The organism is Bacillus thermotolerans, assembly GCF_000812025.2.
Classification (GTDB): domain Bacteria; phylum Bacillota; class Bacilli; order Bacillales; family Domibacillaceae; genus Quasibacillus; species Quasibacillus thermotolerans.
The window spans coordinates 1-11,791 of record NZ_JWJE02000076.1 but is presented as its reverse complement, the minus strand read 5'-3'; the positions used below and the strand labels follow the sequence as shown (position 1 = coordinate 11,791).

Sequence of the window (11,791 nt, the reverse complement as noted above, 5' to 3'; positions counted from 1 at the left end):
TAAAAAAACCTCCTCTTTCACGTATTCTGAGGAGATTCTACATATTTTTTCACTGTTTGTCCATTGACAGAAGACTTTATCAACAGAATGAAACAGGCTGGCCCTCAATGGCCAGCCTGTTATTGATTAACGGGAAGTTAATGTGGAGCGTTTCACTTTCGGTAAAATCTTGTTTAATGGAACCTTTCTATCGCGTGTCCATGTGCTTTCATCTTCTGGGTCAAATTGCTGAATGAATGCAATGACCTCTTTGACAATTGGGGTAGGGGTGGAAGCACCGGCTGTTACTGCTGCTTTCTTGGCGTTTTTCAGCCACTCAACGTCAATTTCTGAAACGTCCGCTACCCGATAAGCTGGTGTGCCGGCAATCTCAATGGATACTTGAGCAAGGCGGTTAGAGTTATTGCTTTTCGGATCGCCAACGACAATCAGCACATCTGCCTCCCCTGCTTGTTCAGCTACTGCCTCTTGACGGACTTGAGTAGCTAAGCAAATTTCTTTGTGCATTTCAGCGTGAGGAAATTTCTCTTTAATTCTATCCATGATATCAGCTACATCCCATTGGCTCATCGTGGTTTGGTTGGTCACAATAATTTTTCGGTTATTGATAGAAAGCTGATCAATATCTTCTGGTTTTTCCACTAAGTGAACGATGTGAGGAGCGACACCGATAGCTCCTTCAGGTTCAGGGTGGCCGTTTTTGCCAATGTAGATAACGTCATAGCCTTCTTTTTCCTTCTCCCGGATTAGGTCATGCGTGCTTGTCACGTCAGGACAAGTAGCATCGATCGTAACCAGGTTTTTCTTTTTCGCCAATTCTCTTACTTCAGGAGAGACGCCGTGGGCCGTGAAAATAACGGTGCCTTTCTCAACCTTCTCTAAAATTTCTTTTCTGTTCTTCCCATCCAGTGTAATGATCCCTTCTTCTTCAAAGGCATCTGTCACGTGCTTATTATGAACAATCATGCCAAGAATATAAATAGGACGAGGCAGACTTTTATCTAAAGAGGCATTGCGTGCGATCACCATGGCATCGACCACGCCGTAACAATAACCTCTTGGAGAAATCTTAATTAATTCCATGAAAAAACCTCCTATATTTATCGTCGGAGAAATATTACGTACGCATTTATTATATAGGAGGAAGGCAGACTTTAAAAGAAAACAATTTCAGTGAGCCTGCTGATTTACTTAAATATAAAGCTTTGGCCTTGAGGAGGCAGGCTTTTTCTTCTCATGTGCTGTGTCTGGTTTTTCTTTTGCTTCTTTCTTTGGGTCCTCTGTTTTGGACTCGTCTGTTTTTTTGTCTTTTTCATCAGGAAGGGATTTAAGCTCCCGGTACAGCTTCCACATGGAAGGCAGGTTTTTGATGAGTGGTCCATATTGTTCAATGAAGGGCCCCATTTGATGAATAGTATTTAGAACTTGCTGTGTATTAGCGAGCAGCTGCTGGAGATTTGCAGGGTCGGTCAGCTTACCGGCAGCCCCAGCTGAAGGCGGGCGCTCGAAGCCGGTCACCCGGGGGCGCATAAAACTAAACAGCCCGCGTCTCGGTCGGTGAGGAGCTCCCGGGGGCGAAGACCATTGGAACGGCCTTGGTGCAAAAGGCTGGCGGTAGGGGGGTGGTCGGTAGCCGCGTTGAAAAGGAACCAAGCAGATAGCCTCCTTTCATTCATTTTTTCTCTCATTTATTGTATGCATGAAGAAACAGAAATGTTTAAAGGCTCCAATTATTTATCAGTCTTTGATTTATGAGCAGTTGTAGTAGTATAATGTTAAGATGGAAAAAAGGCTTGTTTTAACCAAAAGGAGGGTCATCTTTGGCCAAGCATCAATTTGAAGCATATGGTTTTCAACCGTTTATTAATAAAGGTATCGAGGAATTAGGTTTTTATGAACCAACAGAAATTCAGAAAAGAATGATTCCGCTCATTTTAAAGGGAGAGAGTGCAATCGGGCAATCACAGACAGGCACGGGCAAAACGCATTCTTATATCCTTCCTATCCTGGAGAGAATCAATCCAGAAAGAAAAGAAGTACAGGCAGTTATTACGGCGCCAACGAGAGAGCTGGCTAATCAGATTTACCATGAAATCTTGAAGATTACCCGTCTTTCTGACGAAGAAATTACTGCGCGCTGCTATGTGGGAGGCACAGATAAGCAGCGTGATATTGAGAAGCTGAGAAATCAGCCTCATCTTGTCGTGGGAACACCAGGCAGGATTAACGATTTAATAAAAGAACAGGCATTATTTGTTCATAAAGCAGAGATTCTGGTGATTGATGAAGCAGATTTAATGCTTGATATGGGATTTATCGTCGATGTCGACCAAGTGGCATCTAGAATGCCGGAGGAACTGGATATCTTTGTCTTTTCCGCTACCATTCCGGAAAAGCTGAAGCCATTCTTGAAGAAATACATGGAAAACCCTGAATTTATTCACGTGCAGCCTAAGCATATTTCAGCTGAGAATATTGAACATGTACTTATTCCAAGAAAAAGCCGGGAGAAAATCGACCTGCTTGCCGAGATGCTGCAGGCGTACAACCCTTATTTAGCTGTTGTGTTTGCGAATACCAAGCAAAAGGCGGATGAAGTCGCTGATGCTCTTATAGAAAAGGGATTAAAGGTCGGACGAATTCATGGGGATTTATCTCCGCGTGACCGCAAGAAAATGATGAAACAAATCCGCGATTTGGAGTTCCAATTTATTGTAGCTACCGACCTTGCTGCGAGAGGCATTGATATCGAGGGAATCAGTCACGTTATTAACTATGAGCTGCCGAGGGACTTGGACTTCTATATTCACAGAGCAGGAAGAACAGCTCGCGCTGGCTATTCAGGTGTTTGTGCGACTATTTATACACCGTCTGATGAAGATGCGCTTATTCGCTTAGAAAAAAGAGGTATCCAATTCCGTCATATGGACCTGCGCCGACAGGAATGGGTCGACTTAGATGACCGGAATCAGAGAAGAAAGCGTGAAAAGTCACAGGATGACATAGATATAAGAGCAAAATCCGCTGTCCGCAAGCCGAAGAAAGTAAAACCGGGCTATAAAAAGAAAATGCAAGAGGAGATCAAAAGCTTTAAGAGGCGTGAACGCCGTTTGACCTCTAAACGCAATAATAAAGGCAAATAAACCTTCACAAGAAAGACCTGGCTAACAGGTCTTTTCTGCTGAAAAACGCTTGTTTTTTTAGTAAAATAAAAGCAGGTAAAGGAGAGGTTATATGTTAAGAATCGGTTCACATGTTTCCATGAGCGGGAAGAAGATGCTTCTTGCTGCGAGTGAGGAAGCTGTATCATACGGAGCGAATACATTCATGATTTATACAGGTGCTCCTCAAAATACAAGAAGAAAAAAGATTGAAGAGCTGAACATTGAAGAAGGCTGGCGGCATATGAAGGAGAATGGCATAGCAGATATCGTTGTCCACGCTCCTTATATTATAAATATCGGCAATACGATCAAGCCGGAGACATTTGAACTGGGTGTAAACTTTTTACGCTCGGAGATTGAAAGAGCGACAGCCCTTGGATCCAAACAGATTGTCCTTCACCCGGGTGCTCATGTAGGAGCAGGAACAGATGCAGGCATCAAAAAAATTGTTGAAGGCCTTAACGAGGTGCTAACGTCTGATACCGATATCCAAATCGCTCTTGAGACCATGGCAGGCAAAGGCTCAGAATGCGGCGCTTCCTTCGAGGAGCTGGCGATGATTATTGACGGTGTGGATTTCAATGATAAGCTGTCTGTTTGCTTTGACACATGTCATACACACGATGCCGGCTATGCTGTAAAGGAAGATTTTGACGGCGTGCTGGAAGAGTTTGATCGAATCGTTGGGATTGACCGGATCCAAGTTCTTCATATTAATGACAGCAAGAACGAACAAGGGGCAAGAAAGGACCGGCATGAAAATATCGGCTTTGGCTACATTGGCTTCGATGCGCTCAGCTATATCGTTCATCATCCGCAGCTTGCGGATGTGCCGAAAATTTTAGAAACACCTTATGTCGGTGAAGATAAAAAATCGAAAAAGCCGCCTTATAAGCATGAAATTGAGATGCTTCGTGCCAAACAATTTGATGATAATGTCCGCACGAAAATGCTCGTTCATCAATAGTATAAAATGAGAAGATTGAAAGTGCCGGCCGCGATGGATGTATCGCGGCCGGCATGCTTTACTCGAACATCGCCAGCAGCTTTTGCAGCTTTCTGGCTGTTTGCTCCCCTGTAATATCAGCTACTTCTCTTAATAGCTCTTCTCTTTGATATTCGTCGAATAAGTCTACTCTTCTGCGGCGCAGCCGAAATGCAATTTCCTCTGCTTCTCTTCTTCTTAGCGGAATATCTAGCCCATCTGCATACTTTAACAATTCTTCCGCTGTAATGGTTTGTACCCGCTGATTAATGAAATGCTGGAGAAATTTCATTTATCCTCACTCCTTTTCCTCTCTATTTAATGTATGAGAGGAGAAGGAATTAGTGATGACAGAACAGAAAACATGAATAAGAATCTTTTATAGAAAGGAGTGATGCGTATGCCCAAAGAGCACAAGAAAGAAGCGGTCACAAGTATCCTTTTCCGTTTAGTAATGATTGCCGTCGGAGCTTCAATGGCTGCCGCAGCCATTGAATTGTTCCTAGTGCCGAACAATATTATAGATGGTGGCATTATTGGCATATCGTTGATTTTAGATTACATCTTTCAGCACTCTTCATTTCTAAATTTCTCAACCTTTGTCATCCTCTTAAACATCCCATTTGTATATTTTGGTTATAAGCAGATTGGAAAGACATTTATGCTGTCTTCTTTATTTGGTATCGTTTGTCTCGCTGTAGCTGAGCAGTTGTTTCATTCATTTCAACCATTTACAGATCAGCCGATTTTGGCGGTAGTGTTCGGCGGTTTTTTTCTTGGCCTGGGTGTCGGCCTGGTCATCCGTTATGGGGGCACGCTTGATGGTACAGAAATTTTGGGAATCTTAATGACCAAGAAACTTCCGTTTTCTGTCGGGGAGTTTGTTATGTTTATTAATGTATTCATTTTTAGCTGGGCAGCCTTCGTGCTTGGAGCAGAAAATGCTATGTATTCCGTGATTACATATTATATTGCCTTTAAGGCAATTGATACGGTACTTCAAGGTTTGGAAGAGACAAAGGCTTGTATTATTATTTCAGACCAGCATGAGGAAATATCTGATGCCATTTTACACCGCCTTGGCCGCGGGACGACCAAGCTGCAGGGAAAAGGCGGGTTTACGAATGCAGAAAAGGATGTTATTTATGCAGTGGTTACAAGGCTCGAGGTGACAAAACTGAAGGCGATCATTAACAGTATTGACCTTGACGCGTTTGTTACTATTATGAATACTCAAGAGACAAAAGGCGGCCGTTTTAAATCGGCTATTCACTAAACAATGAACCGAAACGGACGTAAGGATCAGTTTCGGTTTACTTTTTGTATGAGATAGTGTATACTTCTTTTGGTTCATAAATCGTAATCATTCTTATAAAGGAGACACTTCAATGAACGAATCACCTATCATTGAAATAAAAGATGTGTCCTACCGCTATGACCGGGAAAATGTATTGGAAGATATCCATTTATCCATTCCTAAAGGGGCCTTTTTAGGATTAGTCGGTCCGAACGGATCAGGAAAATCCACTTTACTAAAGCTCATTTTAGGCTTGTTGAAAGTCAAAGAGGGAGAGGTCCTTTTATTTCATACACCACAAAAGCAGTTTAAACACTGGGAGCGAATCGGTTTCGTTTCCCAGAAGGCCAATTCATTCAACACCGGATTTCCTGCCACTGTATACGAGGTAGTTTCCAGTGGCTTAACGAAAAAGCTTGGCTTGTTTCGCCTTCCAGGCAAGAAGGAAAAGCAGCGGGTATACGAGGCGCTGCAAGCAGTTGGTATGGAGGCTTTTTTCGACCGGAACATTGGAGAGCTTTCCGGCGGGCAGCAGCAGCGGGTATTTATCGCAAGAGCTATCGTATCCAAGCCTGAAGTTCTTATTCTAGATGAGCCAACGGTAGGGATCGATAATAAGCACGTCCAGTCTTTTTATGAAATGCTCGCTCATTTAAATAAAAATATGGGGATTACCCTTTTATTGGTCACACACGATATTGGCATTGTGACAGACAAAGTGACCCACGTCGCCTGCTTAAACAAATACTTGCATTTTCATGGCAGTGCTGAGCAGTTTAAAGATCTTGATGAAAACGACTTATCAAATTTGTATGGTCACGGTATACATCTGCTCGATCACGATCATGAGCACCAGCATAAGGATCAGGAGGCAGATGTATGAGTGAGGCAATAATGCAATATGAATTTCTGCAAAATGCTTTTTTAACCGGTCTGATTGTCGGTGTCATCGCTCCGCTGCTTGGAGCGTTTATCGTTGTGAGAAGACTATCACTGATTGCAGACGCCTTGAGCCATGTAACACTTGCGGGCATTGCAGCCGGCTTATACTTTGGACAGACATTTGCCGCATTATCCTGGTTAAATCCCCTTTATTCGGGGATGGTGTTCTCTGTGGCCGGTTCGCTCTTTATTGAACGCTTACGAACAGTATATAAGCATTATCAGGAGCTTGCTATCCCGATTATTCTGTCGGGGGGCATCGGTGTCGGCGTTATTTTCATTTCGTTGGCAGATGGATTTAACACGGATTTATTTAGTTATTTATTTGGGAGTGTCAGTGCTGTAAGCCGTTCGGATTTGTGGCTGATCAGCATTATTAGTGTCATTGTGATAGCCGTGGTCTTCCTGCTTTATAAAGAATTATTCCTGCTCTCCTTTGATGAAGAGCATGCTAAAGCTTCAGGCCTTCCGGTGAAAACCATTCACTTTATCTTTATTGTCCTTGTGGCGCTTGTTATTGCCGCTTCCATGCGTATTGTCGGTGTCCTGCTTGTATCAGCCTTGATGACACTGCCGGTAGCCGCAGCAATGAGGGTAGCGAAAGGGTTTAAAATGACGATTCTGCTTTCAGTTCTGCTTGGGGAGATTGCGGTAATCCTTGGATTAATCAGTGCTTTCTATTTGGATCTAGCGCCAGGTGGAACGATTGTCGTTTCTTCTATCTTGATTCTGTTGCTTGTGATTGCAGCAAAGAAAGTTAGAAAAGCGGGGTGAGAAAATGAATTTAACAGAAGCCATTGAACTACTAAAAAACCGTGGATATAAGCAAACGGGGAAAAGGGAAGACATGCTGGAGCTGTTTGCTCAGAAAGATAAATATTTAACAGCTAAAGAGGTACTTGAGCATATGAAGGACAGCTATCCGGGGCTGAGCTTTGATACGATTTACCGTAATCTGGCGCTGTTTGTAGAAATGGGTATTCTGGAAGAAACAGAATTATCGGGAGAACGTCATTACCGTTTTACTTGCTCACATAAAGAGCATCACCATCATTTCATTTGCTTATCCTGCGGCAAAACAAAAGAAATCCACCTTTGCCCAATGGATCATCTCAGCCAGCTTCCTGGCTATGATGTGTCAGGTCATAAATTTGAGGTGTATGGCACATGCCCGTCTTGTTCAGTCGGGAATACAGTTTCATAACCAATATAGGAAAAGAGCTGTCTAAAGGTATCATTACCCTTTAGACAGCTCTTTTTAAGTGCGGCTAACCCAGTCATGCACCCATTGTTTAGCCTGTATCCAGTTATCAACACGAACGACACCTTCCGGAACAGGGTCCTGGTTATAAGGTGTATTAAACAGTACGACAGGAATACTCAGCTCTTCACAAATAGCAACTGCATTATCATGTTTATCTTCAAAAAAGATATCAACGTTATGCTCAGTGGCTGCTTGGATTTTATCATGGGAACCGACTAGCTCAATTTTGTCATAGGCGATATCCTGTTTATTGAACCATTCCTCTGTAATTTGCAGTAAATGGGTCTTTCGAGCGCTGATGAAAAACAGCTGAAATTGTTCTTTCCACTCCAGCAAGACATCCTTGGCTCCCTCTGCAATCGGGGAATTAGCATAAATGATGGGCTCCTTCTCATCAAACCACTCTTTGAAGTGAGGAGCCGGTATATTTAAGGCTTTAGACAAATCGTATTGTCTAATATCGTCTAATGTAATATTCAATGAAAAATCTTCGTTAATAAAAGGGATAAGGCTCGTCGGGCATGTGACTGTACCGTCGATGTCGATGCCAAAACGCTTACGGGTCATCTTTGCAGGCTCCTTACATTGTAAATTCTCTACTGAAGTGTACCATATTTTCACTCATTTGTTAGTCAGTAATTTAACAGTCGTATGAATAAAAAAAATCCGCGCATACTATAAACGCTCCTCAAATGATGAAAGTGAGGGATAGCCATGCCAGATGATAAACCGAATCAGCCGGAGGAAAGAGAAGCCGGCTATACAAGAGAGCAATATATAGAAGAAACGGCAGCGGAACTGGCTGATCCTCTTTCCCTAAATGAAGGTGAACTGCGTGACAGCCGAAGGGAAGGCGAAGAAGGCAGCCGCGGTCTCGGATATACTGCTTTAATTATTTCGATTGTTTCGTTATTCATTTTGCCAATTCTGCTTGGGGCGGTAGGAATTGGTGTTGGCTTTCTGGCAAGAAGAAGAGGAGCGGAAGGATTAGGATCCTGGGCAATAGGGATCGGGATTGCTTCTATTGTGATGGGATTATTTGTACTTCCCTTTTTTTAGTGCATAATAAAAATAAAGCCTGGCATATGCCAGGCTTTATACGTTCTGCGCTTCCTTTGCTTGCTGTTCAAGGTATTCTTCAGCAATCTTGTCGATTTCTTTTTTCAGTTCTTCTACCATTGTTTCCTCTGGCACTTTGCGAACAGTCTTGCCTTTACGGAACAGAAGCCCTTCTCCGCGGGCGCCTGCGATCCCGATGTCAGCTTCACGCGCTTCTCCAGGTCCGTTTACTGCACAGCCGAGAACAGCTACTTTAATCGGTGCTTTGATGGATTGAATATATTCTTCTACCTCATTGGCAATGCTGATTAAGTCGATTTCGATTCGGCCACATGTCGGACAGGAAATTAATGTCGCTGCATTTGAAGAGAGACCGAAGGATTTTAGCAGTTCTCTCGCTACCTTCACTTCTTCAACAGGATCAGCACTTAAAGAAATGCGCAATGTGTTACCGATGCCTCTGCTCAAGATTGCGCCAAGTCCTGCGGCGCTTTTTACTGTACCGGCGAACAGTGTACCGGATTCAGTAATACCAAGGTGCAGTGGGTAATCAAAAGCGCGTGCTGCCTTTTCATAAGCTTCAATAGCTAAGTTTACGTCAGATGCTTTCATAGAGACGATGATATCATGGAAATCAAGGTCTTCTAAAATTTTGATGTGGTGAAGGGCACTCTCTACCATGCCTTCAGCTGTAGGGTAGCCGTATTTCTCGAGAATGCGGCGTTCAAGGCTTCCTGCGTTGACTCCGATGCGGATAGGGATGCCTTTTTCTTTGGCTGCATTTACTACCGCTTCTACTTTCTCGCGGCGTCCAATGTTTCCTGGATTGATACGGATTTTATCGGCTCCGCCTTCGATGGCTTTCAAGGCAAGCTTATAGTCAAAGTGTATATCCACTACAAGGGGGATATTGATCTGCTTTTTAATATCAGCAATAGCGTCTGCCGCGCGTTCGTCTGGGCATGCTACACGAACAATCTGGCAGCCTGCTTCCTCGAGGCGGTGTATTTGTTGAACAGTCGCTTCTACATCATGTGTCTTTGTTGTTGTCATACTTTGGATAAACAGTTCATTGCTGCCCCCAATAGTCAAATTTCCGACTTTTACGGGGCGTGTATTTGAACGATGGATAATTTCACTCAATGGTGATTCGCTCCTTTGTCATTCTGAATAGAAACCCTTCAATAATCAATTGTAACAGTAAGCCAGCAAATCTGACAAGAAAATGACTGTGAAAACAACAATTATCTTTATGGATACAAAGGAAATAGATAGGTCGTTCCTACCTGTATACTGTCGGGGGCCATACCGTCGTTCAGTTCCTGGAAATCAGCGATGGCTGTTTCGATATCTGCAGGAAGTTTACCATCGTGAAGAGTGGTTAAAATAGAAAGAACAGTGTCTCCCTTTCCCACTTTTACTTTCTTATAAGGAAGAGAATGGACAGGTGGTGATTCGTTTTCTATTTTCGTACCCTCATTTCCTGCAGCATGAGGAAGCGATCCGTTCGTCAAATCATGCCACAAGCCAGCTGCTATGATCAAGAGTGCAAGAACCCACACAAAGCCTTTCATTGTATTTCATCGCCTCCGAGGTTTTTAACAGTATATGCCTGTCCTAAAGGAAGAAGACGAAAAAAGTGAGGAAAACAATAGGTTTTGTAACATAATTGTAATATAAGAAGCTAAATGTTAACGCAGTGTAAATTTTTCGTTTAGGTATTTACTTCTTTCGAGGATTTTATTAATAATTGTAGAGGGTTCGGAAAATTTGTCGAATGACTTGAGTGGGAGTTGAAAAGATGGAGATCAATGTCCAAGAAATGCTGTTTATGTTTTTAGGTGGACTTGGTATATTTTTATATGGACTTAAGTCCATGGGAGACGGCTTGCAGCAATCTGCAGGTAACCGGTTGCGTGAGATTTTAGACCGGTTCACCACAAACCCTTTAATGGGTGTGCTAGCCGGGATTCTCGTGACTATCTTGATTCAAAGTAGTTCCGCAACGACGGTTATCACAGTCGGCTTAGTTAGTGCAGGTTTCATGACACTTAGACAGGCAATTGGTGTTATTATGGGTGCCAATATCGGGACAACCGTTACTGCCTTCATTATCGGTATTGATGTAGGAGCGTATGCCCTGCCAATCCTAGCACTCGGTTCTGTTTTCATCTTTTTCTTTAAAGGACAAAAGACAACTAACATAGGAAAGATCTTATTCGGATTTGGCGCATTATTCTATGGATTAGAGTTAATGAGTGAGGGAATGAAGCCGCTTCGCTCTTTGGAAACGTTCCATGAATTAACAGTAAGCATGAGCTCAAGTCCGCTCTTAGGTGTCGTAGTCGGTACAGTCTTTACAGTGATTGTACAAAGTTCGAGTGCAACTATCGGGATCCTGCAGGGGCTGTTTGCTGAAGGACTACTTGATTTAGATGCAGCGCTGCCAGTTCTATTCGGCGATAACATCGGAACAACAATTACAGCGATTTTGGCATCAATCGGTGCTTCAGTAGCCGCGAGACGTGCAGCAGCTACTCATGTACTGTTTAATCTTATCGGTACCGCAATCTTTTTGATCATTCTACCGTTATTTACTCAATTCATTATGTACTTAACAGGTGTGTTAGGCCTGGAGCCGAAAATGACCATAGCTTTTGCCCACGGAACATTTAACGTAACGAATACATTGATTCAGCTTCCATTTGTCGGAGTACTTGCGATGATTGTAACGAAGTTGATCCCAGGTGAAGATGTCGTGATTGAATACAAAGCGAAGCACCTTGATCCCGTATTTATCGAGCAATCTCCTTCTATCGCCCTTGGGCAAGCGAAGGAAGAAGTTATTCGCATGGGTGAATTTGCCGTTAAAGGAATGGAAGAAACACATTCTTATTTAAAAACAAAGCATCAGCAGCATGCGAACATGGCCACGCAAATTGAAGAAGCGCTGAATAATCTGGATAGAAGCATTACCGATTATTTGATTAGGCTGTTTTCGTATAGATTGTTGCTTTCTTGACCAAACTTGTAGAAGGCTTGTATAATAGGGTTTAGGAGGCGTTCAGTATGTGGAAAGA

At 43.0% G+C, this 11,791-nt stretch carries 13 protein-coding genes and 1 pseudogene; 8 read left to right on the top strand and 6 right to left on the bottom strand.

Features of this window, described 5'->3' with window-relative positions; genetic code table 11:
- Positions 1-126: 126 nt before the first annotated feature.
- Complete coding sequence (locus QY97_RS18025; RefSeq protein ID WP_039236329.1) at positions 127-1,083, bottom strand: 4-hydroxy-3-methylbut-2-enyl diphosphate reductase; 957 nt, start codon at positions 1,081-1,083, stop codon at positions 127-129.
- Positions 1,084-1,191: 108 nt separating this feature from the next.
- The gene (gene vrrA, locus QY97_RS19700; RefSeq protein WP_052729017.1) at positions 1,192-1,653 is read right to left on the bottom strand and encodes a VrrA/YqfQ family protein; all 462 of its coding nucleotides are present in this window, start codon (positions 1,651-1,653) and stop codon (positions 1,192-1,194) included.
- 167 nt (positions 1,654-1,820) lie between these two features.
- Here vrrA and QY97_RS18015 point away from each other — a divergent pair, with 167 nt between their 5' ends.
- Both QY97_RS18015 and QY97_RS18010 read left to right on the top strand, forming a co-directional pair.
- The gene (locus QY97_RS18015; protein WP_039236327.1) at positions 1,821-3,143 is read left to right on the top strand and encodes a DEAD/DEAH box helicase; all 1,323 of its coding nucleotides are present in this window, start codon (positions 1,821-1,823) and stop codon (positions 3,141-3,143) included.
- 91 nt (positions 3,144-3,234) lie between these two features.
- The gene (locus QY97_RS18010; protein WP_039236322.1) at positions 3,235-4,131 is read left to right on the top strand and encodes a deoxyribonuclease IV; all 897 of its coding nucleotides are present in this window, start codon (positions 3,235-3,237) and stop codon (positions 4,129-4,131) included.
- Between the two features lie 58 nt (positions 4,132-4,189).
- Here QY97_RS18010 and QY97_RS18005 read toward each other — a convergent pair whose 3' ends face one another.
- The gene (locus QY97_RS18005; RefSeq protein WP_039236319.1) at positions 4,190-4,441 is read right to left on the bottom strand and encodes a DUF2624 family protein; all 252 of its coding nucleotides are present in this window, start codon (positions 4,439-4,441) and stop codon (positions 4,190-4,192) included.
- A gap of 108 nt (positions 4,442-4,549) precedes the next feature.
- Between QY97_RS18005 and QY97_RS18000 the strand changes: the two genes are divergently transcribed.
- The 4 genes from QY97_RS18000 (at position 4,550) to QY97_RS17985 (ending at position 7,592) form a co-directional block, all read left to right on the top strand.
- Positions 4,550-5,425: a YitT family protein gene (locus QY97_RS18000; protein ID WP_039236317.1), complete on the top strand. Its 876-nt coding sequence runs from the start codon at positions 4,550-4,552 to the stop codon at positions 5,423-5,425.
- A 112-nt stretch (positions 5,426-5,537) separates the two neighbouring features.
- On the top strand, positions 5,538-6,329 hold the full coding sequence (locus QY97_RS17995; RefSeq protein ID WP_039236314.1) for a metal ABC transporter ATP-binding protein: 792 nt from the start codon (positions 5,538-5,540) through the stop codon (positions 6,327-6,329).
- On the top strand, positions 6,326-7,162 hold the full coding sequence (locus QY97_RS17990) for a metal ABC transporter permease (RefSeq protein WP_039236312.1): 837 nt from the start codon (positions 6,326-6,328) through the stop codon (positions 7,160-7,162). The genes QY97_RS17995 and QY97_RS17990 overlap by 4 nt, the downstream gene beginning before the upstream one ends.
- Before the next feature lie 4 nt (positions 7,163-7,166).
- Positions 7,167-7,592 (top strand): Fur family transcriptional regulator, encoded by a 426-nt coding sequence (locus QY97_RS17985; protein WP_039236308.1) that lies wholly within the window; start codon positions 7,167-7,169, stop codon positions 7,590-7,592.
- Positions 7,593-7,646: 54 nt separating this feature from the next.
- Here QY97_RS17985 and QY97_RS17980 read toward each other — a convergent pair whose 3' ends face one another.
- Positions 7,647-8,219, bottom strand: a complete 573-nt coding sequence (locus QY97_RS17980) for a nucleotidase (protein WP_039236306.1) — start codon at positions 8,217-8,219, stop codon at positions 7,647-7,649.
- 147 nt (positions 8,220-8,366) lie between these two features.
- Between QY97_RS17980 and QY97_RS17975 the strand changes: the two genes are divergently transcribed.
- Entirely contained in the window at positions 8,367-8,711 is a 345-nt protein-coding gene (locus QY97_RS17975; RefSeq protein ID WP_039236303.1) for a DUF4190 domain-containing protein, read from the top strand.
- Between the two features lie 36 nt (positions 8,712-8,747).
- Here the strand turns inward: QY97_RS17975 and ispG are convergent, their stop codons facing one another.
- Positions 8,748-9,845: a flavodoxin-dependent (E)-4-hydroxy-3-methylbut-2-enyl-diphosphate synthase gene (ispG, locus tag QY97_RS17970; protein ID WP_175286604.1), complete on the bottom strand. Its 1,098-nt coding sequence runs from the start codon at positions 9,843-9,845 to the stop codon at positions 8,748-8,750.
- A gap of 116 nt (positions 9,846-9,961) precedes the next feature.
- Positions 9,962-10,285: a hypothetical protein gene (locus tag QY97_RS17965; protein ID WP_039236298.1), complete on the bottom strand. Its 324-nt coding sequence runs from the start codon at positions 10,283-10,285 to the stop codon at positions 9,962-9,964.
- 227 nt (positions 10,286-10,512) lie between these two features.
- On the opposite strand from QY97_RS17965, the pseudogene QY97_RS17960 reads away from it, so the two are divergent.
- A pseudogene (locus tag QY97_RS17960) lies at positions 10,513-11,706 on the top strand (Na/Pi cotransporter family protein); the annotation flags it as partial.
- Positions 11,707-11,791 lie beyond the last annotated feature (85 nt).